Annotated in this window: 24 protein-coding genes and 1 pseudogene; 11 read left to right on the forward strand and 14 right to left on the reverse strand. The window is 60.2% G+C overall.

Annotated elements, in window-relative coordinates; genetic code table 11:
* Nucleotides 1–18: 18 nt before the first annotated feature.
* The 6 genes from H3Z84_RS13165 to H3Z84_RS13190 all read right to left on the reverse strand — a co-directional run bounded on the left by H3Z84_RS13165 (nucleotide 19) and on the right by H3Z84_RS13190 (nucleotide 4,391).
* Nucleotides 19–867 (reverse strand): formate/nitrite transporter family protein, encoded by an 849-nt coding sequence (locus H3Z84_RS13165; RefSeq protein ID WP_199457754.1) that lies wholly within the window; start codon nucleotides 865–867, stop codon nucleotides 19–21.
* A gap of 293 nt (nucleotides 868–1,160) precedes the next feature.
* On the reverse strand, nucleotides 1,161–1,934 hold the full coding sequence (locus H3Z84_RS13170; RefSeq protein WP_228285851.1) for an energy transducer TonB: 774 nt from the start codon (nucleotides 1,932–1,934) through the stop codon (nucleotides 1,161–1,163).
* Nucleotides 1,931–2,341: an ExbD/TolR family protein gene (locus H3Z84_RS13175; RefSeq protein WP_199457755.1), complete on the reverse strand. Its 411-nt coding sequence runs from the start codon at nucleotides 2,339–2,341 to the stop codon at nucleotides 1,931–1,933. Before H3Z84_RS13175 ends, H3Z84_RS13170 begins: the two co-directional genes overlap by 4 nt.
* The gene (locus H3Z84_RS13180; RefSeq protein WP_199457756.1) at nucleotides 2,338–2,733 is read right to left on the reverse strand and encodes an ExbD/TolR family protein; all 396 of its coding nucleotides are present in this window, start codon (nucleotides 2,731–2,733) and stop codon (nucleotides 2,338–2,340) included. The genes H3Z84_RS13175 and H3Z84_RS13180 overlap by 4 nt, the downstream gene beginning before the upstream one ends.
* On the reverse strand, nucleotides 2,720–3,505 hold the full coding sequence (locus H3Z84_RS13185) for a MotA/TolQ/ExbB proton channel family protein (protein WP_199457757.1): 786 nt from the start codon (nucleotides 3,503–3,505) through the stop codon (nucleotides 2,720–2,722). Before H3Z84_RS13185 ends, H3Z84_RS13180 begins: the two co-directional genes overlap by 14 nt.
* Before the next feature lie 121 nt (nucleotides 3,506–3,626).
* Nucleotides 3,627–4,391 carry a sulfite exporter TauE/SafE family protein gene (locus tag H3Z84_RS13190; protein WP_022990536.1) on the reverse strand — a complete coding sequence of 255 codons (765 nt, stop codon included), beginning with the start codon at nucleotides 4,389–4,391 and terminating at the stop codon, nucleotides 3,627–3,629.
* A 97-nt stretch (nucleotides 4,392–4,488) separates the two neighbouring features.
* Here H3Z84_RS13190 and H3Z84_RS13195 point away from each other — a divergent pair, with 97 nt between their 5' ends.
* From H3Z84_RS13195 to H3Z84_RS13220, 6 genes are all read left to right on the forward strand, one after another.
* On the forward strand, nucleotides 4,489–5,976 hold the full coding sequence (locus tag H3Z84_RS13195; RefSeq protein WP_199457758.1) for an amidase: 1,488 nt from the start codon (nucleotides 4,489–4,491) through the stop codon (nucleotides 5,974–5,976).
* A 144-nt stretch (nucleotides 5,977–6,120) separates the two neighbouring features.
* Nucleotides 6,121–6,753 (forward strand): hypothetical protein, encoded by a 633-nt coding sequence (locus H3Z84_RS13200; RefSeq protein ID WP_022990538.1) that lies wholly within the window; start codon nucleotides 6,121–6,123, stop codon nucleotides 6,751–6,753.
* Between the two features lie 107 nt (nucleotides 6,754–6,860).
* Complete coding sequence (locus H3Z84_RS13205; protein WP_022990539.1) at nucleotides 6,861–7,868, forward strand: methionine ABC transporter ATP-binding protein; 1,008 nt, start codon at nucleotides 6,861–6,863, stop codon at nucleotides 7,866–7,868.
* On the forward strand, nucleotides 7,868–8,545 hold the full coding sequence (locus H3Z84_RS13210; RefSeq protein ID WP_036220240.1) for a methionine ABC transporter permease: 678 nt from the start codon (nucleotides 7,868–7,870) through the stop codon (nucleotides 8,543–8,545). Before H3Z84_RS13205 ends, H3Z84_RS13210 begins: the two co-directional genes overlap by 1 nt.
* A gap of 183 nt (nucleotides 8,546–8,728) precedes the next feature.
* Complete coding sequence (locus H3Z84_RS13215) at nucleotides 8,729–9,511, forward strand: MetQ/NlpA family ABC transporter substrate-binding protein (protein ID WP_199457759.1); 783 nt, start codon at nucleotides 8,729–8,731, stop codon at nucleotides 9,509–9,511.
* Nucleotides 9,512–9,691: 180 nt separating this feature from the next.
* On the forward strand, nucleotides 9,692–10,915 hold the full coding sequence (locus tag H3Z84_RS13220) for a YncE family protein (protein WP_199457760.1): 1,224 nt from the start codon (nucleotides 9,692–9,694) through the stop codon (nucleotides 10,913–10,915).
* A 66-nt stretch (nucleotides 10,916–10,981) separates the two neighbouring features.
* Here the strand turns inward: H3Z84_RS13220 and H3Z84_RS13225 are convergent, their stop codons facing one another.
* Nucleotides 10,982–11,635, reverse strand: a complete 654-nt coding sequence (locus H3Z84_RS13225; RefSeq protein ID WP_022990543.1) for a peroxiredoxin — start codon at nucleotides 11,633–11,635, stop codon at nucleotides 10,982–10,984.
* Nucleotides 11,636–11,784: 149 nt separating this feature from the next.
* A complete protein-coding gene (locus H3Z84_RS13230; protein WP_058342285.1) occupies nucleotides 11,785–13,146 on the reverse strand; it encodes an alanine/glycine:cation symporter family protein in 1,362 nt (453 codons plus the stop codon).
* A gap of 198 nt (nucleotides 13,147–13,344) precedes the next feature.
* Here H3Z84_RS13230 and H3Z84_RS13235 point away from each other — a divergent pair, with 198 nt between their 5' ends.
* Nucleotides 13,345–13,776: a CBS domain-containing protein gene (locus H3Z84_RS13235; RefSeq protein WP_022990545.1), complete on the forward strand. Its 432-nt coding sequence runs from the start codon at nucleotides 13,345–13,347 to the stop codon at nucleotides 13,774–13,776.
* A 29-nt stretch (nucleotides 13,777–13,805) separates the two neighbouring features.
* The gene (fghA, locus tag H3Z84_RS13240; RefSeq protein ID WP_199457761.1) at nucleotides 13,806–14,654 is read left to right on the forward strand and encodes an S-formylglutathione hydrolase; all 849 of its coding nucleotides are present in this window, start codon (nucleotides 13,806–13,808) and stop codon (nucleotides 14,652–14,654) included.
* Nucleotides 14,655–14,658: 4 nt separating this feature from the next.
* Here fghA and H3Z84_RS13245 read toward each other — a convergent pair whose 3' ends face one another.
* Genes H3Z84_RS13245 through H3Z84_RS13265 form a run of 5 tightly spaced genes read right to left on the reverse strand, consistent with a single transcriptional unit; the run spans nucleotide 14,659 to nucleotide 20,963 of the window.
* Nucleotides 14,659–17,523 carry an EAL domain-containing protein gene (locus H3Z84_RS13245; RefSeq protein ID WP_199457762.1) on the reverse strand — a complete coding sequence of 955 codons (2,865 nt, stop codon included), beginning with the start codon at nucleotides 17,521–17,523 and terminating at the stop codon, nucleotides 14,659–14,661.
* Nucleotides 17,520–17,936 (reverse strand): response regulator, encoded by a 417-nt coding sequence (locus H3Z84_RS13250; protein WP_199457763.1) that lies wholly within the window; start codon nucleotides 17,934–17,936, stop codon nucleotides 17,520–17,522. Before H3Z84_RS13250 ends, H3Z84_RS13245 begins: the two co-directional genes overlap by 4 nt.
* Before the next feature lies 1 nt (nucleotide 17,937).
* Nucleotides 17,938–19,545 (reverse strand): sensor histidine kinase, encoded by a 1,608-nt coding sequence (locus H3Z84_RS13255; protein ID WP_199457764.1) that lies wholly within the window; start codon nucleotides 19,543–19,545, stop codon nucleotides 17,938–17,940.
* Nucleotides 19,546–20,085: a response regulator gene (locus tag H3Z84_RS13260; RefSeq protein ID WP_199457765.1), complete on the reverse strand. Its 540-nt coding sequence runs from the start codon at nucleotides 20,083–20,085 to the stop codon at nucleotides 19,546–19,548.
* Entirely contained in the window at nucleotides 20,082–20,963 is an 882-nt protein-coding gene (locus H3Z84_RS13265; protein ID WP_199457766.1) for an ATP-binding protein, read from the reverse strand. The genes H3Z84_RS13260 and H3Z84_RS13265 overlap by 4 nt, the downstream gene beginning before the upstream one ends.
* Before the next feature lie 779 nt (nucleotides 20,964–21,742).
* Between H3Z84_RS13265 and H3Z84_RS17105 the strand changes: the two are divergent.
* Nucleotides 21,743–22,114: pseudogene (locus tag H3Z84_RS17105) on the forward strand (GGDEF domain-containing protein); the annotation flags it as partial.
* 53 nt (nucleotides 22,115–22,167) lie between these two features.
* On the opposite strand, the gene H3Z84_RS13275 reads toward H3Z84_RS17105, so the two are convergent.
* Entirely contained in the window at nucleotides 22,168–23,580 is a 1,413-nt protein-coding gene (locus tag H3Z84_RS13275; protein ID WP_199457910.1) for an MATE family efflux transporter, read from the reverse strand.
* A 165-nt stretch (nucleotides 23,581–23,745) separates the two neighbouring features.
* Between H3Z84_RS13275 and H3Z84_RS13280 the strand changes: the two genes are divergently transcribed.
* Entirely contained in the window at nucleotides 23,746–24,606 is an 861-nt protein-coding gene (locus tag H3Z84_RS13280; RefSeq protein WP_094624411.1) for a carboxylate/amino acid/amine transporter, read from the forward strand.
* A 160-nt stretch (nucleotides 24,607–24,766) separates the two neighbouring features.
* Entirely contained in the window at nucleotides 24,767–26,161 is a 1,395-nt protein-coding gene (locus H3Z84_RS13285) for a sodium-dependent transporter (protein WP_199457767.1), read from the forward strand.
* Nucleotides 26,162–26,170 lie beyond the last annotated feature (9 nt).

Raw genomic sequence — 26,170 nt, forward strand, 5'->3', positions numbered from 1 at the left:
CGGGGGCTTCAGCCGTGATCAGGCGCTGCGGGTGCTGGCTGGTGCGCGGTAGTCCGCTGCCAGCGTGCGCTTGGGCGCAGTGCGTATATGGGTGGCATAGAGGGTCAGGCCGGTGAAGGACAAGCCGCCCACCAGGTTGCCCAGCACGGTGGGAATTTCATTCCAGATGAAGTAGTCCATGATGCCGAACTCGCCGCCCATCAGCAGGGCAAACGGGAACAGGAACATGTTCACAATGGAATGCTCGAAGCCCATGTAGAAGAACAGCATGATCGGCATCCACATGGCCAGTACCTTGCCCTGCACCGTGGTGGAGATCATCGCACCGACCACGCCCATCGACACCATCCAGTTACACAGCACGCCCCGCAGAAAGATGGTAAACCAGCCCGCAACGCCGTGTTCGGCGTAACCCAGGGTGCGGGCTTTGCCAATGGAGGCGATTTTTTCGCCTACCACACCGGGCTCGGTGTTGAAGCCGTAGGTGAAGACGAAGGCCATGATGGCGGCCACGGTGAGGGCGCCGCCGAAGTTACCCAGGAACACCCAGCCCCAGTTGCGCAGAATGCCCCGGGTATCCACGCCCGGGCGCCGGTCCAGAAGCGCCAGCGGCGTGAGCATGAACACGCCGGTGAGCAGGTCGAAGCCCATCAGGTAGAGCATGCAGAAGCCCACCGGGAACAGCATGGCTCCGGCCAGGGGGCTGCCGGTCTGGACGGTGACGGTGATGGCAAAGACGGCGGCCAGGGCCAGGATGGCACCGGCCATGAAGGCCCGGATCAGGACATCCCGGGTGGCCATATAGATTTTCGATTCTCCGGCGTCGACCATCTTGGTGACGAACTCGGAAGGCAGAATGTAGGACATAACGGATTCCTCCTGGTTTTCTGACGCGGTTGCCGGCGCCAAAAAAAAGGCGCCGCTCACGATTCGCGCTGAGAGCGAAGGTGAGCAGACGCCGTCGTCTGAAGTCGTTCATTTTCGGTGTGGCAGAGTGCTGGTCTGCTGAAGGGTTCTCAGCAGGGTTCGTGCCAGCTCTGGCAGTTTTAAGAAAAGGTAGTGATTTCAATAATAAAGCGGACGTGACCGAGGTTGGCCGGTTATTTCTGGCGCGGCCGGCAGCACCGATGCAGTGCAGCCTACGTGGCGCTGGTGCATTTTCAGCGCAAACTGAACCGAACCGGAAGGGCGTAGGCAAAGGTTCGGCCCCGCATTTCCGGCGGCACGGCGGGCAGCGGTGCGGCTTGTTCCAGCATTTGCAGGGCGGCATCGTCCAGCAGGCGGTGGCCGGAGCTGTCCCGGAGCGAATGGTTCAGCAACTCGCCGGTGCGGGTGAACTCGAACACGATCACCGGTGTGCCCTGCTGACCCAGCCGGCGGGCCCGGCGCGGGTAGTCGTAGTAGCGGGCCAGGTGGCGGCTGAGTTTGCTCAGGTAGCTGTTCACGTCGGCGGAGTTGCCGGCGGTCTGCAGAGGCACGGCATCCTGGCTTTCCGAGGCATCGCCCTCTTCCCCGGATGTCTCAGTCGCTTCTGAAACATCCGCCGCAGGGGCAGGCTCTGCCGGCGCGGGTGCCGGTTCCGCAGCAGGCTCCGGTGTTGGCTCGGGTTCAGGTTCTGGCTGAGGTTCGGGTTCCGGAGCCGGTTCGGGCTTGGGATCGGGTTTGGGCTTTGGCTTGGGGGCCGGCTTGGGTTCGGGTTTCGGTTCCGGTGTAGGCTCTGGCTTGGCAGCGGGGGCAACAGGTTTTTCCACCGGCGCAGGCGTTTTCCGGCCAGCCAGGCTGATTTTGATAGCCGGTGCGGTGTTCACAGCGCTGTCGCCCAGGGTAGCAAGTGGCATGGGTTTGTCCGGTGCCGCCAGCGTCAGTCCGAAGCCGGTAGCGGCTATAGCCAGCACCAGAAACAACAACTTGGGGCCCTTGTGTTGCGGCATCATTGCCCGGGCTCCGTCAGCAGCAGAACCTCGGTGTAGCCGCCCTGCTCCAGGACGGACAGCAGCGCTTCCAGGTCGGACATGGTAAGCGACTGGTCTGCGGCAATTCTCAGGGGATTGTTGTCATCGGGTTGCGGCAGGGCGGCCAGCAGCTGTTCTTCGCCCAGCACCTTGCCCTGTACTTTCCACTGGCCATCGGCCGCAACCATCAGGTCGGCTTCGGGGGCACGTTTCTGTTGCTGTCGGGCTGCACCGGGCAGCTCGGGCAGGGGCTCGTTGGTCAGCTGGCCGGCCACGATAAAGAAGATCAGCAGCAGGAACACCAGGTTGATCAGCGGCAGCAGGGCGTCTTCAACCCGGTCCAGCAGGCCTTTTCCGGAGGTTGATGGAGGAGGAACCAGTTCTGTCATAGGTCGTTGGTGCTTTGGCGATTCCAGTGCGCTTCCACGCCGGCGTTGTCCAGGGCGCTCAGGGTGCGGGTGAAATCTGCCAGGCGGGCATCGGCGGTGGTGCCCAGATTGGCTTCCCGGATGCCGGCTGCCTTCAGTGCTTCCAGCAATTCCCCGAGGCTGTAGCGGTTGTCCTGCCACATTACCTGACCGCTGGCGGTTACCTGCAGTTCAGGCAGGGGCTCGCCGGTCACGCTGCTGCGGCTTTCAGTGTTATTGCCCAGCTCCAGGTAGTCCACGGGCAGCAACCGGGTGGTCAGCATGAAAAACACCAGTAGAATAAACACCACATCAATCAGCGGTGTAATCCGGATCGGTAGTGGCCGGTTGGGCCGGGGTTCAACCAGCTGCATGGGCGAAGCGCGGGTTGTCGTTGCCGGAATAATTACGGTTGTCAGCGGCTTTTAAGGATTCATCCGCTGCGACAGCCTGAGGCGCACCGGCGGCCTCGCCAGAGGGCACCACATTGAACACGCTGACCAGTGCGCTGTTGATGGTTTTATGGATGCGGCGCAGGCGGAATTCGATCCAGGCGGCCAGGGCGGCAAAGGGAATGGCGACAATCAGACCCGCAGCGGTGGTCATCAGGGCTTCGTAGATACCGCCACTGAGCTGGCTGGCGTTGGCCCGGCCTTCGGTGGCGGCCATGGCGCTGAAGGCTTCCATCATGCCCATGACGGTGCCCAGCAGGCCCAGCAGCGGAGCCAGGGCGGCAATCACTTCGATGATTTTCAGCGGTGCTTCAAAGGGTTCCAGTGCACCCTGGGCATCCCGCACGGCGGTCTCGCGCACGGCCGGGGTGTTGGGGTTGGTCTGGCAGGCGTTCATGGTATTCACCAGCAGGTGCATCAGCGGGTTGCCGCGCCCGAAAAAGCCTGCTTGCTGGCGCACCTGTTCCGGGCGGGTGTCCGACGGGGCAGATTGCCACTGGTCTACCAGGGTGCGCAGCTTGCGGGTGTATCGTGGGGCGTAGAAGCTGCCGTACAGCATCAGGTAGACAAAGGTAACGGTACCGATCACCGCCAGGGCAATCAGCACAACCATGATCGGGCCGCCCATGTCGACCAGCTGGTTTAACGGACTGAGTTCGGTAAGGGGCTCGGCTACGGCGCTGAAGGGTTCCATGAAGCAACACTCGGAAAAATGAAAACAGAACTAAATAATAACTATTATCACTGGAATTACAAGTAGGAATGCGAATGTGTTGCAACGGGCTGGCTGCTTTTCGAAACAGTGCGGAGGTGTGTCAGCCGAACCAGCCGGCTGACTGCGCCGCCTGCCATAACAGCCGCAGTGCCAACAGGGTCAGCACCACGTTGAACGCCAGGCTGAACCAGCGGTTGGTCATGGTGTTCAGCAGGCGCAGCCCCAGCCAGGTGCCGGCAAAGCCGCAGGCAATCATGGCGACAATGAACAGTAGCCATTCCGAGAACACAAAGCCGGCAAAGCCGAACACCAGGGCTTTGGGCGCATGCTGCAGGGTCATGGCGGCGGCAAAGGTGGATACGGTTTTGAAACGGTCGGTGTGAATCTGCTTGATGAATGCGGCTACCAAAGGACCGGTGGCACCCACAAACAGGCTGATAAAACTGGTGATGGCCGAGGCCAGGAAAATACCGGCCGGCCCGAAAGAGGCCTTGGGCAGTTTCGGGCCCCAGCACAGATACAGCACGAAGCCGGCAATGGTCAGCTGCCAGAGGTGAGCGGGAAGGTTGACCAGTAACCAGGCACCCAGCGCAGCCCCCGCCACAACACCCGGCGCAAAGGCGAGAATCACCCGCCAGTCTATATGGCGAAAGGTCAGTACTGCCCTGCCGGTGTTGGAGCCCAGCTGGATCATGCCGTGGACAGGAATAATCGCCGCTGGCGGAATCCAGGTGGCCATCAGCACCAGCAGCAATACACCACCACCGGCGCCCAGCACGGCAGTCAGCATGGAGGTAACGGCGGAGGCCGCCAGCAGGAATAATCCCACGCCCGTGCTCAGGGCCTCCGGGAACAGCAGATCCATGGCACTCACCTAACGATTGTCGTAAGCTCCGGAGTTTCCGGATTACACCCCAAATGTCCAGCCGGATTGCACCACAAAACAACAAGCAGGGTTGCCGATGAAACAGTCTGAATATCTGAGCTTTGATGCCACCGCACTGGCTGACCTGATTCGCCGGGGCGACGTCAGTGCCCGGGAAGTAGCTGAAGCGGCCATCGACCGGGCCAACCGGGTGAATGGCAAACTCAACGCGATATGCCATCCGCAGTTCACCGAAGCCATGGAACAGGGTTTCCCTGAAGACGGGCCCTTTGCCGGCGTGCCGATACTGCTGAAAGACCTGGCCCAGGAGCAGGCCGGTCATCCCTGCAGCTATGGCAGCAGGGCCCTGAGCACCAATGTGCCAACCCGGGATTCGGAATTCGTGCGCCGTGCCCGCAACGCCGGGCTGGTGTTTCTGGGGCGCACGGCCACGCCGGAATTCGGCCTGAAGGCGGTGACGGAATCCGAGCTTTGGGGCCCCAGCCGCAATCCCTGGAACACCGACCTTACCCCTGGCGGTTCCAGCGGTGGTTCCGGTGCCGCAGTGGCAGCCGGTATTGTGCCCATGGCCGGTGCTAATGATGGCGGCGGTTCCATCCGTATTCCGGCGGCCTACAACGGCCTTTTCGGCCTGAAACCATCCCGGGGCCGCATCTCTGTGGGCCCGCACATGGGTGAGGCCTGGACCGGCGCCTCCACCGATCACGTGGTGTCCCGCACTGTGCGAGACAGCGCCGCCATGCTGGATGTGCTGTCCGGCCCCGCCAGCGGTGACCCGTTCCGGATTCCTGAGCCCGAATCGTCGTTTCTTGAACAGATGCAGCAATCCCCCGGCAAGCTGAAAATCGGTGTGTTCACCTCCTCACCCTACGACACCGAAGTGGCCCCTGAATGCGTGGCGGCGGTGGAAGAAACCGCAAGAATGCTGGAGGGCCTCGGGCATGAGGTGGAATACGCCCGTCCGGACTTTGACGGCATGGCCCTGGCCCGGTGCTACCTGTCCCTGTATTTCGGGGAAGTCTCGGCCCTGATGGACAGCGCCCGGGAACGCTTCGGTGCCACGGATAAAGACTTTGAACTGGAAACCCGCCTGCTGGGAATGCTCGGCCGCACCATGCCGCTGCCGGACTACGTTCGGAGGCGCCAGCAGTGGAATGACTTTGCCCGGGCCCTGGGGGCGTTCTTCGACCGCTTTGATCTGTACCTCTGTCCCACCACCGGTCAGTTGCCGGCACAGATTGGCCAGATGGATACCCCGGCGCATCTGAAGCTGGTCGCCCGGCTGATGCTGGGTCTGAAAGCCGGCAAACTGGTACACCGTTCAGGACAGGTAGACCAGATGGCCCTGGAAAGCCTGGCCCGAACCCCCTTCACCCAGCTGGCCAACCTGACCGGAACCCCGGCGATGTCGGTGCCCATGCACTGGACCCGCGACGGGCTGCCGGTGGGCGTTCAGTTCGGCGCGGCCCACGGCGGTGAAGGCGGCTTGCTGCAACTGGCCGCCCAGCTGGAGGAAGCCAACCCCTGGTTTGCCAACTACGAGCGCCTGGAATCGGCATTCTGAAGAAACTGTGCGGATTTGTTGGTCAGGGGTTGTGATCCGGGCCAACAAACTCCACGTTTATCTTTCCATGTGGAACAGGCTATGCTGTAGGGCAGGGACTCCGCTCCCTGACCACCCTGATGGCATCGAGGAGGCGAGCATCTTATGAACCAATCGATGGCAATCGACGATCTGGTATCCGTAGCACAGGCCGAAGCCATGGGGGAGCTGGATGCCCCGATGATGGCAATTGTTCTCTCCAGCGATGAGAGCTACGACCTGCCCATCAACTCCCTGGAAACCGATGCCGACAAGGCCCGCTGGGGCCTGATTCTGCGTGCCGCCCGTGAGCATGTAGAAGCCGACGCGGTGGCTGTGCTTTACCCGGCCTGGACCACCATCCGCCGCAAGCCGGCTGAAAGCGAAGAACCCGAAGAGTCTGAAAAGTCCGACGTGCAGGCTTCAGAAGCCGATGACGGGAATGCAGACGACGACAAAGGCCCTATCGACACCCTGTTCGTACAGCTGCACACCCGCGACAGGATTTACTGGCGTGGCTTCGAACAAATCCGCGACCCGCGGCACCAGCGCATCATCGGCTTCCGCCGGATCAAGGCGCTGTCCACCGACTACGAACGGGATAACGCGCCCTCCGTGGCTGCCTGGCTCAGTACCCTGTTCGAGCCGCTGCCGGAAGAAGGCGAGCAAACCGATATCGACCAGGAGCTGGCAAACCTGCTGGAAGAGCCGGAAGTGAGTGCCGCGCTCTACCCCCGGCAGATGCGCGCCCTGCATTGACGGATAAGGGCAAGTACACACGGCAGTGATTCGGGTTTGATCAGCGAATAGGCTATAATCGCCGGTTTTATCCTGCACCCTCAAGGCACTGAACCAGGGCACTGACCGTGATTGTATTTGACCAGGTACAGAAGTCGTATCAGGTGGCCGGCCGGGCGATCCCCGCGCTGCATGCCACCAGTATGACCATAGAAACCGGCGAAGTATTCGGCATCGTCGGCCATTCCGGTGCGGGCAAGTCGACCCTTGTCCGCCTGATCAACATGCTCGAGCCAGCGACCGGCGGCCGCATCCTGATCGATAACGAAGACATCACCCGCTACAGCGCCGCCGAGCTCAGGGCGTTCCGCCGCAAAGTGGGCATGATCTTCCAGCACTTCAACCTGTTGTCGTCCAAAACCGTGGCTGACAACATCGCCTTCCCCATGAAACTGGCGGGTATCTACTCGAAAACCGAGATCCGGGAACGGGTGGAAGAACTGCTGGCCCGGGTCAGCCTGAGCGAACATGCCAACAAATACCCGTCCCAGTTGTCCGGCGGCCAGAAGCAGCGTGTGGGCATTGCCCGGGCACTGGCCTGCCGCCCGACCATCCTGTTGTGTGACGAAGCCACCAGCGCTCTGGACCCGCAAACCACCCAGTCGGTACTGAAACTGCTCGGCGACATCAACAAGGAACTGGGCCTGACCATCGTACTCATCACCCACGAAATGGATGTGGTGCGCCGGGTGTGCGACCGGGTAGCCGTGATGGACGCCGGCCGTGTTGTGGAAATGGGCCCGGTGAGCGACGTGTTCCTGCACCCGCAGCACCCCACCACCCGGGATTTCGTGTTCGAAAGCGAGAACGTAGACCGCGACGAACTGCAGGAAGACCTGCAAAAAGCCAACGGCCGCATCCTGCGACTGACCTTCAAGGGTGAATCCACCTACAAGCCGCTGCTGGGCAGCGTGGCCCGGGAATCCGGTGTGGATTTCAGCATCCTGTCCGGCCGGATCGACCACATCAAAGACACCCCCTACGGCCAGCTGACCCTGTCATTGGTGGGCGGTGATCTCGACATTGCCATGCAGGCGCTGGAAGCCGCCGACGTTCACGTGGAGGTGGTGCGCTGATGGAAGCTTTAATGGAAACCCTGATGGGCAACGTAGACTGGGCCGAAATCGGCTGGGCCAGCTGGGACACCCTGGTGATGGTAGGCATGTCGCTGCTGTTCAGCGTCCTCATCGGCCTGCCCGTCGGCGTACTGCTGTTCTTGTTCGGCAAACGCCAGCTGCTGGAACAACCGGTGGCCTACGCGGTGCTGTCGTTTGTAGTCAACGTACTGCGCTCGGTACCCTTTATCATCCTGCTGATCGTCATGATCCCGTTCACCGTCATGCTGATCGGCACCTCCCTTGGCGTAGCCGGGGCCATCCCGCCGCTGGTGGCCGGTGGCGCACCCTTCTTCGCCCGTTTGGTGGAAACTTCCCTGCGGGAAGTCGACCGCGGCATCATCGAAGCCACCCAGGCCATGGGTGCAAACGTAAGACAGATCATCTTCGGCGCCTTGCTGCCGGAAGCGCTTCCGGGCATCATCGCGGGTATTACGGTTACTGCCATCACGCTGGTGTCCTACGCGGCTATGTCTGGCGTTATCGGTGGCGGTGGCCTGGGCGACCTGGCTATCCGCTTCGGTTACCAGCGTTTCCAGACCGACGTGATGGTAATCACCGTGGCCCTGCTGGTCATTTTTGTACAGCTGTTACAGATGGCGGGTGATCGCCTGGTGCTGTATTTCAGCAGAAAGTAATCCTAATCCGGAGTTGTCCGGTGAAGGGTAGAGGCTTCCGAAAAACGCCCGTGAATACATCCCTGTAGGGCTCGGTCGCGCCATCCCTGGCGCTCCACGTTTTCGGAAGCCTCTACCCTTCACCGGCCCCGAGCTTCGGGAGTAAACTTCGAAATATTAGTTTTTAAGCAGGAGTATTTGGTCATGAACTTCAAGAAAACCCTGGTAGCCATCGCTGCCGTAGCAACCTTCTCCTCAGCCGCCTTCGCTGAAAAGCTGTCGGTAGCTGCTACCCCCGTTCCCCATGCGGAACTGCTGGAATTTGTGAAGCCGGCACTGGCTGAACAAGGCGTTGAGCTGGACGTGAAAGTCTTCACCGACTACGTACAGCCGAACATCCAGGTCGACCAGAAGCGTATGGACGCCAACTTCTTCCAGCACCAGCCGTATCTGGACGAGTTCAACAGCGGCCGTGGCACAGACCTGGTGACTGTCACCGGTGTCCACGTTGAGCCGTTTGGCGCCTACTCCAGCAAGATCAAGTCCCTGGACGAGCTGAAAGACGGCGCGGTTGTGGCTATCCCCAACGATCCCACCAACGGCGGCCGTGCCCTGTTGCTGCTGCAGAAAGCCGGTCTGATCACCCTGGAAGACGAGAGCAAGATCACTGCCACCCCGCGTGACATTGCCGACAACCCCAAAGACCTGGACTTCAAGGAACTGGAAGCCGCCACGCTGCCGCGTATCCTGAACCAGGTAGACGTTGCCCTGATCAACACCAACTACGCGCTGGAAGCAGGCCTGAACCCGTCTGAAGATGCCCTGGTGATTGAAGGTGCCGAGTCTCCTTATGTGAATATCCTGGTTGCCCGTCCGGACAACAAGGACAGCGAAGCCATGCAGAAGCTGGCCAACGCCCTGAAGTCCGATGCGGTAAAAGACTTCATCATGGAGAAGTATGAAGGTGCGGTAGTCCCGGCGTTCTGATACCAACCTGGTAACCGACTGAAATCAAAAGGACAGGCTGAGACCTGTCCTTTTTTTATACCTGCAGTTGGCCGAAATGACGGGCCGGGTGTCAGTTGCGTCATGTGTCTGATTGCCTGAAAAAGGTACAAGTGTTCGCCGAAATCAGTAGTAACAACAATAAAATCCGGAGAACTCACCATGGAACGAATGAAACCCCTTCGCCAGCGCAGAGGTGCCGCTGCCTTTTTGCTGTCCTGCGTGCTGGCCGTCACTGCGACGACCGCCCAGGCCAAAGACACCCGCGATGTGATCTTTGTTGGTAACAACTGGGAAGGCATGATCGATGTGATCGACGCCGACACCTACCAGAATATCGGGCGCATCAACGGTATTCCCGACAAGCGCCGGCGTATGACCGAAATCCTGTTCAACCCGGTGCGGCTGGTATTTTTCAAGGCAGTTCGCTACCTGATCGGCGAAGGCCACGACCAGTACGTGGACGACATGTACAGCACCCAGGACGGCCGGCTGCTGATTGTCTCCCGCCCCAGTTTTGCCGATGTGGTGGCCATTGAAACGGCTACCGGCAAGATTGCCTGGCGCTTCCAGGTGGAAGGCTACCGTTCTGACCACATGGCCATTTCACCGGACGGCACCCAGGTGGCGGTGTCGGCCTCGACCGGTAACGTGGTGCATGTGCTGGATGTGAATACTGGCAAGGAAATCGGCCAGTTCCCGACCGGCAATTCGCCCCACGAAAATGTCTATTCCAGGGATGGCAGCAAGATTTACCACGCCAGCATCGGCCATGTTTTCACCCCGCTGGACAAGAACCTGATGGACTTCACCAAGGGCGAGCGACGGTTCCAGGTGGTGGATGCAGAATCCCTGGAAATCATCGAGCAGTTCGACTTTGCCGAAAAACTGGACGCGGCCGGCTACAGTGACCTGAGCCCCGCCATCCGGCCCATGGCCCATACGCCGGATGAACGCTTCTTCTACTTCCAGCTGTCGTTCCTGCACGGCTTTGTGGAGTACGACATGGAGCAGGGCGTGGTCACCCGCCGGGCGGCGCTGCCAAACCTGGTACCGGATATGCCACGGGAGCTCTACATCAACGATTCCGCCCACCACGGCATTGCCATGAACGGCAAAGGCGACACCCTGTGTGTCGCCGGCACCATGAGCGATTACGTGGCGATTGTGGACCGGGAAACCTTCGACTACACGGTGCTGACCGGGCTGGGTGAGAAGCCCTATTGGGTAACCACCAATGCCAAGGGCGACCGCTGCTATATTTCCTGGAGCGGTACCGACCAGATGTCGGTGATTGATATCGACAGTGCCAGCGAGATTGCCCGGGTGGATGTGGGGGATCATCCCCAGCGTATCCGTGAAGGCCGGGTGCCGGCCAGCTGGTAAGCCGGAAACAGAAAAGGGCAGGTGTTCAACCTGCCCTTTTCGTGACTGCTTTACAGAACCGGAGGCTCAGTCGCCGCTCCAGTTGGAGGACGGGTCTGGTGTCATCCGCAGGTAGGACTTAACGGCCTTGTAGCCTTTCGGGAATCGTTTCTTGATTTCCTCTTCGTCCTGCAGGGACGGCACAATCACCACATCGCCACCTTTTTCCCAGTTGCCCGGGGTGGCCACCTTGTGTTCGTCGGTCAACTGCAGCGAGTCGATCACCCGCAGCACTTCGTTGAAGTTACGACCGGTAGAAGCCGGATAGGTGATGATCAGGCGCACCTTCTTGTTCGGGTCGATCACGAACAGCGAGCGAACAGTCAGGGTGCTGTCAGCGTTGGGGTGGATCATGTCGTACAGCTTGGCCACTTTGCTGTCGTGGTCGGCAATGATCGGGAAGTTAACGCTGCAACCCTGGGTTTCGTTGATGTCCTTGATCCACTCCTGGTGGGAGTCCACCGGGTCGACACTCAGGGCGATTGCCTTGACGTTACGCTTGCCGAACTCGTCCTTCAGCTTGGCGGTCAGGCCAAGTTCGGTGGTGCAAACCGGTGTGAAGTCCGCCGGGTGAGAGAATAGCACGCCCCAGCTGTCGCCGAGCCAGTCGTAGAACCGGATGGTGCCTTCGCTGGATTCCTGTTCGAAATCCGGTGCGGTATCTCCAAGACGCAAGGTCATAGTCAGTCTCCTTTCCTTTGCACGGTTTTTGTACGGCCACTTTGCCAGTGTCTACCTGTAACTCTGGTACCGGATGATCCGGATAACAAGGGGTAGTTGACCCGGATCATCCAACACTTTGGTCACATCCTTATGACAATCCCTGGCGGTTAACGGTAACCGGCAGCCTTTTGCTTCTCGAAATATTCCCGTGTCAGCCTGAACACCACCGGGCTGAGCAGCAACAGGGCGATCAGGTTAGGCAGCGCCATCATGGCGTTCAGGGTATCTGCTACCAGCCAGATAAAGCCCAGGTTCACCGTGGCGCCCACCGGAATCGCAATAATCCACAGCACCCGGTAAGGCACAATGGCTTTCACCCCGAACAGGAACTCGATGCTGCGCTCGCCGTAGAACGACCAGCCGATGATGGTGGTGAAGGCGAAGATGGCCAGTGCGATGGCGACCACATAGTTACCGAAGCCCGGCAGACCGGTTTCAAAGGCCAGTGAGGTAAGCGCTGCACCGGTTTCACCGGAGGTCCAGGCACCGGAGGTGATGATCACCAGGCCGGTGATGGAACAGACGATGATGGTGTCGATGAAGGTGCCCAGCATGGCCACCATGCCCTGCTTGACCGGGTTCTTGGTTTGCGCTGCCGCGTGGGCGATGGGGGCAGAGCCCAGACCTGCTTCGTTAGAGAAGATGCCCCGGGCCACACCGAAGCGGATGGCCGCCCACACCGCGGCACCGGCAAAGCCACCCTCGGCTGCGGCAGGGCTGAAGGCGTAGCTGAAGACCATGCTGATGGCGTCCGGAATCGCGTTGGCGTTGATGGCCAGGACAATCAGGCCGATCAGCACGTAGGACACCGCCATGAACGGCACCAGCGCACTGGCGACCTGGCCGATGCGCTTGATACCACCAATCAGCACCATGCCCACCAGTACCATCAGGATAACGCCGGTTACCCAGTGCGGCAGGTTGAAGTTGGTTGCCAGCACATCAGCCACCGAGTTGGCCTGTACCGTGTTGCCGATGCCGAAGGCTGCGATCGAGGCAAAGACGGCAAACAAGACACCCAGCCAGGCCCACTTGCTGCCCAGGCCGTTACGGATGTAGTACATGGGGCCACCCACGTGATTGCCGCGCTCGTCGACCTCTCGGAAGCGAACCGCCAGTACGGCTTCGGAATACTTGGTGGCCATACCCACCAGGGCGGTCAGCCACATCCAGAACAGCGCACCCGGGCCGCCGAGGAAGACCGCCGTGGCCACGCCGGCAATGTTGCCGGTGCCCACAGTGGCAGACAGCGCCGTCATCAGGGCCTGGAACGGCGGAATGTCACCGTCGTCGTCATCGCCCCTGGCCCGGCCGCTCCACATCAGCCGGAAGCCGGCGCCGAGTTTCATGATCGGCATCAGTTTCAGGCCGATACTCAGGAACAGGCCGACGCCCAGTATCATGACCAGCATGGGCGGGCCCCAAACCAGCCCGTTGATATCATTAACAAAATTTGAAATGGCTTCCATGGAGACTCCCGGTTTTTGCCACGGATCTATTATGTTTTTTGGCCTTGTTAAGGCATAACTCATTGAGTTTAGTCGACTATTTGTTCATGTAAACCGTTTTTACCGCCGTGGTTTCCTATTTGCGGGCGAATTGCCTATGTTTAGGGTAACCGGAATCGCTTTCCGGCCAGTTGAATCTGACACCGAGGGGAGCAGTTGATGCGCTCACTGAAGATTTCCGAAGTGATGTGGAACCATATTGAACCCATCCGCTGTGGCACACCGCTGCCACGGGTGGTGAAGGCGCTGCTTGAGAACCACGTTTCCGGGCTACCTGTAGTGGACGACCAGCGCCATGTGCTGGGCTTTGTCTCAGAGCAGGACTGCATTCATGCACTGCTGGTGAGTAACTACCATGGTGAAGGCGAGCCCATGGTGGACGACGTGATGTTCCATAACCCGCTGACGGTATCCCCGGATATGTCGGTGGTAGACCTGGCCCAGAACCTGGGTGCCGGTAAACCGAAAGTGTATCCGGTGGTTGATCATGGGAAACTGGTGGGTATTGTTACCCGTACAGCCATCCTGTCCCAGCTGGCAAAGGCAGGCTATACGATGGAGAAATCCCGCTTTGCCAGTGCCGAGGACTGAGGCACCCATTCAACAGAATCAGGACTGCTATGGAACTGTTATCGACCAACGTCTGTTTTGACGGCGAACACCGGCGCTATCGCCATACCTCGGCCACGCTGCAGTGCGCGATGGAATTTGCGGTTTTCCTGCCCCCGGCGGCACTGGGCACCAATGGCAAGCCGGTACCGGTGCTGTACTGGCTCTCGGGGCTGACCTGCACAGACCAGAACTTCATGCAGAAAGCCGGCGCCCAGAAGCTGGCGGCGAAGCTGGGCCTGGCGATTGTCTGCCCGGACACCAGCCCACGGGGCCTGAACCTGCCGGGTGAAGACGACAGCTACGATTTCGGCTCCGGTGCCGGCTTCTATGTGAACGCGACCGAGCAGCCCTGGGCTCCCCATTACCGCATGTACGATTACGTGGTGAAGGAATTGCCGCAGCTGGTGGAAAGCGAACTGCCGTTGAGTGGTGAGCGGGCTGTCAGCGGGCACTCCATGGGCGGCCACGGTGCGCTGATTTGCGCCCTGAAGAATCCGGGTTTCTACAAATCCGTGTCGGCGTTCGCGCCCATCGCCAATCCGATGGCCTGCCCCTGGGGTCAGAAAGCCTTTACCGGTTACCTGGGGTCAGACCAGGGACGCTGGGAAGAGTGGGATGCCACCCGGTTGATTCCGGGGGCCGAGGAGCGCTTGCCCCTGTTGATTGACCAGGGCACCGCCGATGAATTCCTGGAGCAGCAGCTGAACCCGGAAGCGCTGGCGGATGCCTGCGAGAAGCACCATCACCACATCAATCTGCGCATGCACCGGGGCTACGACCACAGCTACTTCTTCATTGCCTCGTTCATTGATGACCACCTGAACCACCACGCCCGGGCATTGGGCCTGGTGGCCTGACGCATCAGGCCTGCGGTTGCATATTGGCGTGGTATTTGAATGCCTGCCGGATATGCTCCCGCAGCTGTTTTTCGTCCCAGGGCTTGGTCAGGAACTTGTAGATTGCGCCCTGGTTGATGGCCTCGGTCACGGATTTCAGGTCGGTGTAGCCGGACAGCACAATGCGCACGGTGTGCGGATGAATGGCTTTCACCTGGCTGAGAAACTCGGTGCCGGACATTTCCGGCATGCGCTGGTCTGAAATGATCACCTGTACTTCGTTTTCTGCCAGCAGGGTGAAGGCTTCGCTGATGTTGGTGGATGACAAAATCCGGTAGCCATCCCGGCGCAGAGTCCGGGTCAGGGCCTTGATGATGTTCACCTCATCGTCCAGCAGCAGGACGGTTTTCTGCTCTTCCTCTGCATTATCACCGCCGCCGGCCCCGCGATGTCCGTGCAGGTTCATATATTCGGTCAGCTGCTCGAACGGCATGGGCCGCGAGAAGGCATAGCCCTGCAGCAGGTCACACTGGTTGCGGCGCAGGAAGTTGGCCTGGGCCTCGGTTTCCACCCCTTCGGCCACCACTTCCAGCGACAGGTGGTGGGCCATGGAAATGACGCCCCGGGTGATGGCGGCATCACTCCGGTTCTTGATGACTTCCTTGATGAACGAGTTGTCGATCTTGATCCGGTTGGCCGGCATCTGCTTGATGTAGGTCAGGCTCGAGAAACCGGTGCCGAAATCATCAATCGAGATCTGTACACCCAGCTCCCGGAGTTTGTGGAGTGTGTCGACCACCTGGCTGGTGTCATTGATGACCGCAGACTCCACCATCTCCAGGTCCAGCGCCTGGGCTGGCAGGCCGGATTCGCCCAGGGCCCGTTTGACCGTCGCCAGAAAATCGGTTTTCCGGATCTGTACCGGCGAGATATTCACACCCACCGAACAGTCCCGGAAGCCGGCGGCATGGAGTTTGACCATATCCCGGCAAGCCTGGTCCAGCACCCATTCACCCAGGGCAATAATTTGCCCGGTTTCCTCCGCCAGCGGTACGAAGTCTGCCGGCGATACCAGGCCAAGCTCTGGGTGTTCCCAGCGCACCAGCGCTTCCACCGAGCGGGCCTGGCCGGTGCGGGAGTCGATCATCGGTTGGTAGTAGAGCGTCAGGGCCTGGTTGTCGATGGCGTCCTGCAGCTGGTTGCGCAGCTTGACCCGGTAGCTGGCCTGGGAGTTCATGGCTTCTTCAAACCACTGCCAGGTGTTCCGACCCAGTTGCTTGGCCTGGTACATGGCCAGGTCCGCCTGCTGGATCAGTTCAGCGGAACTGCTGATGTTGCCGTCGGTTTCGGTCATGCCGATGCTGGCGGTCAGGTGCAGGGTAACGTCGCCAATCCGGTAAGGGTTGGCCAGGGTGCTCATTACCTGTTCCACCACCAGCTGGGCATCGCTGCCGTGGGTCAGCCCCGACAGCGCCACCACAAATTCGTCGCCACTGACCCGCGCCACGGTGTCGCCAGAGCGCACCAGTTCTTTCAGGCGGCGGGCCACTTCGATCAGGATCTGGTCGCCGGTGCGGTGGCCGAGGGAATCATTGATCAGCTTGAAGCCGTCCAGGTCAATGAACAGTACCCCCACATGGCGGTTGTAGCGCCGGGCAAACTGGCAGGCCTGGGTCAGTCGGTCTTCCAGCAGGGTGCGGTTGGGCAGCTGGGTGAGCACATCGTGGCTGGAGTTGTAGGCCAGCTGGTGTTCGATGGATTTGCGCTCGGAAATGTCGTTCTGTACGCCTACGTAATGGGTGATTTCATTGCGCTCATTGCGGATCGGCGACAGGTACAGGTCGTTCCAGAACGGAGTGCCGTCTTTGCGGTAGTTGCGCAGCATAACCGACACTTCTTCGCCATCGGCCAGGCCCCGGTGGATAGTCTCCAGCGCCTGCATGTTGCTGTCATCGGGTGGATCGCCCTGCAGGAACCGGCAGTTGCGGCCCAGTACTTCGGCGGCGGTGTAGCCGGTGATGCGCTCGAAGGTGGGGTTTACGTACACCAGTGGCATGTCGTCGGCACGGGCATCGGCCACCACCATGCCGTTGGAGCTGGTTTCAATGCAGCGTTGCAGCAGTTTCAGCTGCCGGGTGTTTTGGATCTGGGCGGTTTTGTCGGTCAGGGTGAACAGGGCCAGTTCGTGGTGGCCAATGGTGATGTTCTGGCTGGCTACTTCCACAATCAGCTTCCGGCCATCCTTGGTACGGTGGCGTTCCAGCCCGGCCCCCGCTTGCAGCACTATGCCGTCGCCATCCGGCTCGCCGGTGAGGGATTTATCGGCCAGGTCGGCAATGTTCAGGCCTGCGATTTCCTCTAGCACCACGCCATAGAGCGTGCGTGCAGCTTCGTTCATGGCATTCATGCGGCCGCTGCCCGGCGCTGCCAGGCACATGGGCGTGGGGTTATTCTCGAACAGCAGCCGGTACTGGGCTTCGCTGCTGGCCAGATCTTCGGTGGCGACAGCACGGTCGATGGCATAGCGAATGCTGCGCAACAGGGCATGGCCATCGATACGGCCCTTGACCAGGTAATCGGCGGCCCCCAGTTCAACGGCCCGGGCATCCAGCTCTTCATCGCCCTGGCCGGTCAGCAGGATAAACGGGGTGGTGATGCCTTCGTTCTTCGCCTGCTGGATCAGGTCAAGGCCGGAATCCGGCCCAAGGCGCAGGTCAACCAGCGCCACATCAAAGCTTTCCCGGTGCAGGGCGGCCAGGCCATCGTCCAGGCAGTTGTGCCAGGTCAGCCGGGTTTTGCCCGGGCTGGCTTCAGCCAGCAGGTCTTCGGTAATCAGGTAGTCGTCTTCGTCGTCCTCGATCAGCAATACGCGCAACATCGGGTCGGTCATGGTGATTCCCACCAGGTTTCCAGGGCTTTTACGATTTCGATCAGTTCGGTGTAACTGGACGGCTTAACCAGATAGTCGTTGGCCCCCTGGGCCAGGCAGAAGGCCCGGTCTTCATCGTTTCTGGATGTGGTCAGGATGACCGTTGGCAGCTGTTGCAGGGCGGGTTCCGAGCGGATTTCCACCAGCGATTGCCGGCCGTCTTTCAGGGGCATGTTCAGGTCGAGCAGCAACAGGTCCGGCAGCGGCCCGGGGTTTTCTTCACCAAGCAACAGCGCCATCAGCTCCACGCCGTCGGAGACAAACCGCAACTGGCAGTGCTCGCAGGTTTCCTCGAAGGCATCCTGCAGCATCAGCTGGTCGTCCGGATCGTCTTCGGCTATCAGGATTACCGGGGGGCGGTTGTCACTGGTCATATCAGGCCGCTCCCTGACCGCTGCGCAAGCGGATACGGAAGGTGGTGCCGGTGCCGGGCTGGCTGTTCAGGCTGACCGATGCTCCGTGGCGATCCAGGATTTTCTTCACAATCGCCATGCCGATTCCGGTACCCGGGTAGCCTTCTTTCTGGTGCAACCGCTGGAACGGGTGGAACAGTTTTTCCGCATAGCGTTCGTCGAAGCCGATGCCGTTGTCGCTGACCACCAGGGTCCAGGCATCGTTCGTGATGTCCTCGGCCCGCACCTGAACCACCGGAGGTCGGCCCGGTGCGTGGAACTTGATGGCGTTACTGAGCAGGTTTTGCAACACCTGCCGCAACTGCATGGCGTCGCCCCAGGTTGCCGGCAGTGTTTCGGCGTCTACCTTGCCCTGGGCCCGGCCGATGCTGGTTTCCATGTCCACCAGCACTTCGCTGAGGATTTCGTTGGTGTTGCAGGCCACCATGGGCTTGGCCCGGGTGGTTACCCGCGAATAGGACAGCAGGTCTTCAATCAGTGCCTGCATGCGCCCGGCAGCCGACTGCATGCGCCGCAGATAGTCTTTTTCCCGCTCGCCCAGGTCTTCGGAACGGGCAATCAGGCGGTCCGAGAATGCCTGTATCTTGCGCAGGGGTTCCTGCAGGTCGTGGGAGGCCACGAAGGCGAAGTCCTGCAGCTCCCGGTTGCTGCGCTCCAGTTCCTTCATGGTTTCTTCCAGCTGTTCCATGGCCTTGCGCAGGGCCGTGGTGTCACGGGCCACCACGTAGATCAGGTCGTCGGCACTGAGAATGGCGTTGATGTCGACCCAGTGGATGCCGCCCTGCCGGTTGAGGATACGAACCTCCAGGTCTTTGATTTCCGCGCCTTCGCCCAGGGCCCACATGGCTTCCTGGACCGCTTCCCGGTCAACTTCGTGGATCAGGTCAAGGTAGGAGGTACCTAGCAGTTCATCCCGGGTGTAACCCAGGGTGTCGACAAAGTGGGCGTTCAGTTCGAAGAAATAGCTGTTCAGGTCGACGATGCAGAACATGTCGGGAGACAGTGAGAAGAACTGTTCCCGTTCCTGGGTGAGGATTTCTGCCACCAGTTCGTTGCTGATGTCCCGGCCTACGCAGAACAGGATCTGGTCTTCCGGAGACCACTCGGCAATCCAGGCAATCGTGATGACCTGGCCGTTGCGGTGGTTCAGCCGGGCCCGGAACTCGATGGCTTTGTCGTGTTCGCCGGAGATCAGCCTGGCCATTTCATCTTCGGTACTGGCCCGGTCTTCCGGCACCAGTAGCTGGCGGTAGGGCTGGCCCTGAAGCTCTTCGGGGCTGTAGCCGAGAATGGTGAGACAGGCCGGGCTGATCTGCAAAAAGGTGCCATCGGCACTGATGGAGCAGAGAATATCCCGGGAGAACTCCAGGAAGCGCTCGTTGATGTAGCGCAGCGCCCGTTCCTGCTCCAGGTGGTAGTTGAGGGTGTTATTGAGCTCTTCCAGCGACGCCGAACGCTGCCGGGCCTGGTTCCAGAACCGGTAGCTGGCAATGGCCAGGGCCACCACCAGTATCGACGCGCTGACAATGAGCAGAATCAGCCAGGGGCTGAAGCCGGAGGAAACCGCCATTCAGTCGGAAGACCCCGCATCGTCATCCAGCAGTACCGAACCATCGGCATCCCGGCGCACCCGGGTAATGCCGGGGTTGTCGGCCTCCAGGCGCAGCAGCTCTTCTTCCCGGGCCTTGATCATGGCCCGCTGGGCATCGTTTTCCTTGCGCAGGCGCTGGTTTTCTTTTTGCAGACGATAGAGTTCTACCGCGGAACTGATCGCAGCGACCACTTCATGGTCGTCCCAGGGCTTGGTCAGGTATCGGAAGACTTCCGCCTGGTTGATGGCCTTGACCATGGATTCGCTGTCGCCATGGCCACTGAGTACCAGGCGGATGGCGCCCGGTTGCTTCTGTTTGGCAAATTTCAGGTAGGTGACACCATCGGCCATGGGCATCTTGTAGTCTGACAGGATGACCGCGTACTCGTGTTGCAGAAGGGCTTCGAGGGCTTCTTCAACATCGCTGAAGGCGTCGACCTGCCAGTCCTGCCGGCGCAACAAGCGGCGCAAGCTGTTGAGGACGTTCGGCTCGTCGTCGACCAGCTGGATTCTGATCATGCAGGGTTCTCCGTATCCTGGTTCTGCTGTGTGTGCCGGAGCGGCTCCGGTTGTGTTACCGGTAGTGTAATCCGGAATCGGGTGCCCTGCCCGGGCTCGCTGTGTACCTCGATCTCGCCATTGTGCTTCTTGATGATGTTGAAGGACAGAGACAGCCCCAGCCCGGTGCCCTTGCCGATGCCCTTGGTGGTGAAGAACGGCTCGAAAATGCGGTTCAGGTGCTCGCTGGCAATACCCTTTCCGGTGTCTTCCACTTCCAGGGTAACGCTATCACCCTGGTGCCGGGTACAGATGGTGATCTTGCCAAAATCCTCGATGGCGTGGGCCGCGTTAACCAGCAGGTTCATGATCACCTGGTTGATCTGGGAGGCAATGCACTCCACGTGGGGCAGCTCTCCGAAATCCCGGACAACCTCGGCTTTGTATTTGAGCTCGTTGTTCACCACGTTCAGGGTGGTTTCAATACCCCGGTGCAGGTCGGCCTGCTTGAACTCTTCTTCCTCGATGTGGGAGAAGTCCTTCATCGCCGAGATGATGGTTTTTACCCGTTCGATACCCTCGCGGGATTCGCTCAGCAGGTCTTTCAGGTCTTCCCGCAGGTAGTTGTAATCGATGTTGTGGCGAATCTGGCGCAGATCCTCCAGCGATGCCGCGGTGTCGATGGCATCGGTCAGCCGGAACAGGTCGTTCAGGTAGTTTTCCAGGGTTTGCAGGTTGGAATAGACGTAGCCCACCGGGTTGTTGATCTCGTGGGCAACCCCCGCGGCCAGCTGGCCGATGGCCGCCAGCTTTTCCGATTGCAGCAGTTGTTTGTTGGCCTGCTCCAGTCGGGCATTGAGTGCGTCCTGGCCGGTGTCGGTGGGTTCCTTGTCGGTCATTTGGGTGCCTGCCTGCGGGTTGGTTGGATAAACAATATCTGGATTGCATCCAGTATAGATTCACTGCCCCGGTTTTTGCGTAACGTTTGGTTTCCGGAGTTCACGCCAAGTTATTAATTCTTCGTGAGATACGTGGTTGTTCAGGTAGAAATTTGTTAAGAATCGTTGTCGCGCGGCGACCGCTCAATTAGCTTGCGCTATTCTTGATTCCCAAATAAGACTTTTGTCGGATCCGGTTCCGCATGCTGCATCGCTTGAAGAACGATTTTCGCCTGTCCATCATTACCCTGCTCGGCGCCAGTGCCGTGCTGGGGATTACGCCGTTTGCCGTGCTTCGGTTCCTGCAGGGCAACACCATGGCCGGCCTGCTCGATACGGTGATCCTTGCGGGTATTTCCTTCGGAGTGATATACAGCTGGCTGACCGGCAACACCCGGGTGGGCGGCATGGTGCTGGCCCTTATGGCCTGCGGCGGTGCGGTATCGGTTGGCTATGTGGTGGGCGAGCCGGGCCTGTTCTGGTTGTATCCCTGCCTGGTGACCACCTTCTTCCTGGTGGCACCGAAGATTGCCATTGTGCTGAACATTTCCTCGGTGCTGGTACTGATGTCGTTCGGGGAGGCCTTCAGCTCCCAGGTGCAGATGTGGTCCTTTGCCTCCACGGCAGTGGTCGTCAGTGCCTGTGCCTATGTGTTCGCTTACCGGAACAAGAACCAGCGGGTGCGCCTGGAACACCTGGCCACCATTGATCCCCTCACTGGGGTGAAGAACCGGCGTTCGATGGACGAAGCGCTGGACCTGGCAGCCGCCAACGCCGAGCAGACCGGGCAGTCCTACGCGCTGGTGCTGCTGGACCTGGATCATTTCAAAACCATCAATGACGACTATGGCCACGGTGTTGGTGACAGTGTGCTGACCGAGCTGGTCGCGCTGATCGAACACAATACCCGCAAGTCAGACCAGTTGTTCCGCTATGGCGGCGAGGAGTTCGTCCTGCTGCTGCCGGGTGTGGATGGCGTGGGGCTGCAGTCGGTGATGACCAACCTGCAGCAATTGTTGCGCCGGCGGCTGAAGCACCCGGGCGGGGCGGTTACGGCTTCCTTCGGTGTGGCACTGCTGGGCCATGGCGAAAGTGTGGCCAGCTGGTTGCGGCGTGCCGACAACGCCTTGTATGAAGCCAAGGAATCCGGCCGTGACCGGATTGTCTATGCAGACGCGCTGGCCCAGGCCGGTTCCGGTGCCGGCCGGTACCGGAACAGCCGCCAGCCCAGCAGCAAGCTGGCGGAGGTCAGCCCCGCGGTTAATCCCACCCAGAATCCGGCCGCTCCCAGCGCCGGCAGCAATGCGTCTGTAAAGGTCAGAAAGTAACCCAGCGGCAAGCCGATTCCCCAGAACGAGAACAGCATGATAAACATGGGGATGCGGGTGTCCTTGTAACCCCTGAGTGCGCTGATGCAGGTGACCTGGATGACGTCCGCAATCTGGAACATGGCGGCAAAGGTCAGCAACCGGACAGTGACCGCCTGTACCTCGGCATCACTGGAATACAGCGCTGCAATCGGCCCGGAAAACACATACAGGGCGCTGGCGAAGATCAGGGCGATGGCCGAGGCCAGGATCAGCGAGCTTCGGGAAATCAGCCGGGCAGTGTCCGGGGCCCGGGCGCCGATCAGAAAACTGACTCGCAGGGTCAGCGCCATTCCGATACTCAGCGGCAGCATGAACAACAGTGACACCACGTTCAGGGCAATCTGGTGCCCTGCCACCACAACCGGCCCCAGCGGAGCCAGGAACAACGCAATAACCGAAAACATGCTGGCTTCTACGAAAATGGTAAAGCCGATCGGCACACCAATGCGCAGAATGTAACGGATGCCCTGCCAGTTCGGTTTCACCCAGTCTGCCAGTATATGGAAGGCCCGGAAGGTCTTGCTGTAATTCAGGTATACCAGCAGGGCGATGGCCGCCGTTCCGTTCGACAAGGAGGTGGCCCAGCCACAACCCACGCCCCCCATGGCCGGCAGGCCGAGCTTTCCGTAGATGAAAATGTAGTTCAGGGGCAGGTTGATCAGGGTGCTGAGCACCGAAAATGCCATGATCACCCGGGTGTGCCCGAGCCCGTCCGTCAGGCCTCGCAGAGCGTTCATCAGCAGCATGGCGGGAATGCCCCAGGCGAAGGCATCCAGGTAGCCCTGGGTTATGCCGGCGGTGGTGGGCTCCATCTTCAGCATCGACAGCACCGGTTTTACGTTGGTCAGCAAGAGCACCATCACTACGGTGCCGGCCAGGGCGATGTACAGTCCCTGCCAGGTAGCCGGCATGATCTTGCCGGTGGTGCGGGCACCGTTGTAGCCGGAAATGATCGGTTGCAGCGCGCCGAGCAGGCCCATGAAAAACAGGAACAGCGGCATCCACAGGCTGCTGCCGATGCCGACACCGGCCAGGTCTTCGGCACTGGCGTGGCCGGCCATCACGGTATCGATGACACCATTGGCCATCTGGGCCAGCTGGGCAATTAGGATGGGGCCGCCCAGAATGGCCAGGGTTTTCCATTCAGTAAGGGTGCGGCTGACCAGTGGTTGCCGGGTTTCTGGTAACGGTTGGTGGTTTTCGTCCATGGTGTTCCGGGTTTCTGTGCAGAGCGTATAGGGGGCCTTGGGCCGGCTGAAGATCATACCCTATCGCCGGTGTTGGTTCTTATAGGGACAAGCACGCCTTCAGAAACTGCAATTGCCGGAAGAAATCAGTAAAGTAGCAGCCCGGATTTTTGCAGGTGGCGCGCGATGAAACTGTTGGTTCTGGTTACGATTCTCTGGGCGTTCTCGTTCAGCCTGATTGGTGAATTCCTGGCTGGCCGGGTAGACAGCGACTTTGCGGTGCTCAGCCGGGTGTTGCTGGCAGCTCTGGTATTCCTGCCCCTGACCCGCTGGCGCGGTGTTCCCGGAGGCATGAAGCTGGGCATCATGGCCACCGGTATGCTGCAGTTCGGTATCACCTACCTGTGCCTGTACCGCTCGTTCAGTTACCTGACGGTGCCGGAAGTGCTGTTGTTCACCATCTTCACTCCGCTGTATGTCACCCTGCTGGACGATGCCATGTACCGCCGGTTTTCCCCGGTGGCCCTGCTGGCTGCGGCCATCGCCACCCTGGGCGCCGGCATTATCCGCTACGACGGCCTGAGCGAAGACTACATCACCGGTTTCCTGTTGTTGCAGGTGGCCAATTTCACCTTTGCCGCCGGCCAGGTGGGCTACAAACACGTGATGCAGCGTTACCCGCTGGAGCTGCCGGGCTATCGCACTTTCGGTTATTTCTTCTTTGGCGCGCTGGTCATCGCCCTGCCGTCGTTCCTGGTGTTCGGTAATCCGGACAAGCTGCCGGCTACCGGCTTGCAGTGGGGCATTCTGGCCTGGCTTGGCCTGGCGGCTTCCGGTCTGGGGCTGTATTTGTGGAACCGGGGCGGTTGCCAGGTGGATGCCGGCACCCTGGCGATCATGAACAATGCCCTGGTGCCGGCCGGCTTGCTGGTTAACCTGTTGATCTGGAACCGGGATGCGGACCTCGGGCGGCTTGCGCTCGGCGGCCTGGTGATTGCGTTCTCGCTGTGGGTGAACAACCGGTTTCGGCGGCAGGCCCTGGCCTGATCTCCCGGCCGGGGGCCGGCCGTAAACAACTGAACAACATTTCAACACTGGCATCATTTGGCCAGTGCTGGCAGAATCCGGCCCCAACTGCCCCAGCACTCAGGCTCGGCGCACTCACAATCCGTAATTTCCTAAAGCCAAAAGCACAGGAAGAAAACTCATGACTCAGTCCAACTCCGCAGCTGACAGCGGTACCGGGGCTCGCGGACTCTGGTCTTCCAGACTCGCGTTTATTCTGGCAGCAACCGGTTCTGCTGTCGGCCTTGGTAACGTGTGGAAGTTTCCCTACGTAACCGGTGAAAACGGCGGCGGCGCGTTCGTTCTCGTGTACCTGCTCTGTATCTTCATCATCGGTATTCCCATCATGATGGCCGAGGTGTTTATCGGCCGGAATGGTCGCCACAACCCGATCACCAGTTTCCGGCTGGTGGCAGAGCGCAACCTGGCGTCTCCGGGTTGGCGTATTTCTGCTATCATCGGTATGTTCGCGGCCTTTATCATTCTGTCGTTCTACTCCGTCATCGGCGGCTGGGCGGCTTCCTACATCGGCCACGCGGCCATGGGTGACTTCACCGGTGGTACGGCTGACTCGGTAGGCGCCTTGTTCGGTGATTTGCTGAGTAACCCCGGCCTGTTGCTGTTCTGGCACACCGTCTTTATGGCGCTGGTTATCCTGGTGGTAGCCCGTGGCCTGAAGGGTGGCCTGGAGCGTGCTGCGACCATCCTGATGCCGGCACTGCTGGTGTTGCTGCTGGTAGTGGTGGGCTATGCCACCACCACCGGTCATTTCGGCGAAGCGGTCAGCTTCCTGTTTACCCCGGATTTCAGCGCCCTGACCATTGACGGCGTCCTGGTTGCCCTGGGCCATGCGTTCTTCACCCTGAGCCTGGGTATGGCCATCATGATGGCCTACGGCTCCTATCTCGGTAACGATGTGAAGATTGGCCGCACGGCTGTCAGTGTTGCCATCCTGGATACCGTGGTTGCCTTGCTGGCGGGCCTGGCCATTTTCCCGGTGGTATTCGCCAACGGCCTGGAAGCCGGTGCCGGCCCCGGCCTGATCTTCCAGACCCTGCCGCTGGCGTTCGGCAACATGCCCATGGGCAGCCTGTTTGGCGCGCTGTTCTTTATCCTGCTGTTGTTTGCCGCCTGGACCTCCGGTATTTCCCTGCTGGAGCCGGTGGTTGAGTGGGTTGAAGAGAAAACCAGCCTGGGCCGTACCGGCAGTGCCATTGTCGCCGGCGGTGCCTGCTGGGCACTGGGTATTGCCTCGATCCTGTCACTGAACGTGTGGTCCGGCGTGACCCCGCTGGGTATGTTCGCAGCCTTTGAAGACAAGACCATCTTCGACCTGCTGGACTACTTCACCGCCAATATCATGCTGCCGCTGTCCGGTATGCTGACGGCCGTGTTTGTAGGCTGGTTCGTGGCGAAAGAGTCTCTGAAGAGCGACCTGGCCATGGACGGTGGTGCCTTTGCCCTGTGGCACAACCTGCTGCGCTACGTGACTCCGGTAGCCGTGGCGATTGTGTTTGTCTACAACCTGATTGGTTGATCCGGCGCG

This window comes from Marinobacter sp. bablab_jr003 (genome assembly GCF_016464245.1).
GTDB lineage: Bacteria > Pseudomonadota > Gammaproteobacteria > Pseudomonadales > Oleiphilaceae > Marinobacter > Marinobacter vinifirmus.

Excerpts from the sequence above, each read along its gene's own strand:
- H3Z84_RS13165 (WP_199457754.1), bottom strand. The coding sequence starts at position 867 with ATGTCCTACATTCTGCCTTCCGAGTTCGTCACCAAGATGGTCGACGCC.
- H3Z84_RS13170 (WP_228285851.1), bottom strand. The coding sequence starts at position 1,934 with ATGATGCCGCAACACAAGGGCCCCAAGTTGTTGTTTCTGGTGCTGGCT.
- H3Z84_RS13175 (WP_199457755.1), bottom strand. The coding sequence starts at position 2,341 with ATGACAGAACTGGTTCCTCCTCCATCAACCTCCGGAAAAGGCCTGCTG.
- H3Z84_RS13180 (WP_199457756.1), bottom strand. The coding sequence starts at position 2,733 with ATGCAGCTGGTTGAACCCCGGCCCAACCGGCCACTACCGATCCGGATT.
- H3Z84_RS13185 (WP_199457757.1), bottom strand. The coding sequence starts at position 3,505 with ATGGAACCCTTCAGCGCCGTAGCCGAGCCCCTTACCGAACTCAGTCCG.
- H3Z84_RS13190 (WP_022990536.1), bottom strand. The coding sequence starts at position 4,391 with ATGGATCTGCTGTTCCCGGAGGCCCTGAGCACGGGCGTGGGATTATTC.
- H3Z84_RS13195 (WP_199457758.1), top strand. The coding sequence starts at position 4,489 with ATGAAACAGTCTGAATATCTGAGCTTTGATGCCACCGCACTGGCTGAC.
- H3Z84_RS13200 (WP_022990538.1), top strand. The coding sequence starts at position 6,121 with ATGAACCAATCGATGGCAATCGACGATCTGGTATCCGTAGCACAGGCC.
- H3Z84_RS13210 (WP_036220240.1), top strand. The coding sequence starts at position 7,868 with ATGGAAGCTTTAATGGAAACCCTGATGGGCAACGTAGACTGGGCCGAA.
- H3Z84_RS13215 (WP_199457759.1), top strand. The coding sequence starts at position 8,729 with ATGAACTTCAAGAAAACCCTGGTAGCCATCGCTGCCGTAGCAACCTTC.
- H3Z84_RS13220 (WP_199457760.1), top strand. The coding sequence starts at position 9,692 with ATGGAACGAATGAAACCCCTTCGCCAGCGCAGAGGTGCCGCTGCCTTT.
- H3Z84_RS13225 (WP_022990543.1), bottom strand. The coding sequence starts at position 11,635 with ATGACCTTGCGTCTTGGAGATACCGCACCGGATTTCGAACAGGAATCC.
- H3Z84_RS13230 (WP_058342285.1), bottom strand. The coding sequence starts at position 13,146 with ATGGAAGCCATTTCAAATTTTGTTAATGATATCAACGGGCTGGTTTGG.
- H3Z84_RS13235 (WP_022990545.1), top strand. The coding sequence starts at position 13,345 with ATGCGCTCACTGAAGATTTCCGAAGTGATGTGGAACCATATTGAACCC.
- fghA (WP_199457761.1), top strand. The coding sequence starts at position 13,806 with ATGGAACTGTTATCGACCAACGTCTGTTTTGACGGCGAACACCGGCGC.
- H3Z84_RS13245 (WP_199457762.1), bottom strand. The coding sequence starts at position 17,523 with ATGACCGACCCGATGTTGCGCGTATTGCTGATCGAGGACGACGAAGAC.
- H3Z84_RS13250 (WP_199457763.1), bottom strand. The coding sequence starts at position 17,936 with ATGACCAGTGACAACCGCCCCCCGGTAATCCTGATAGCCGAAGACGAT.
- H3Z84_RS13255 (WP_199457764.1), bottom strand. The coding sequence starts at position 19,545 with ATGGCGGTTTCCTCCGGCTTCAGCCCCTGGCTGATTCTGCTCATTGTC.
- H3Z84_RS13260 (WP_199457765.1), bottom strand. The coding sequence starts at position 20,085 with ATGATCAGAATCCAGCTGGTCGACGACGAGCCGAACGTCCTCAACAGC.
- H3Z84_RS13265 (WP_199457766.1), bottom strand. The coding sequence starts at position 20,963 with ATGACCGACAAGGAACCCACCGACACCGGCCAGGACGCACTCAATGCC.
- H3Z84_RS13275 (WP_199457910.1), bottom strand. The coding sequence starts at position 23,580 with ATGGACGAAAACCACCAACCGTTACCAGAAACCCGGCAACCACTGGTC.
- H3Z84_RS13280 (WP_094624411.1), top strand. The coding sequence starts at position 23,746 with ATGAAACTGTTGGTTCTGGTTACGATTCTCTGGGCGTTCTCGTTCAGC.
- H3Z84_RS13285 (WP_199457767.1), top strand. The coding sequence starts at position 24,767 with ATGACTCAGTCCAACTCCGCAGCTGACAGCGGTACCGGGGCTCGCGGA.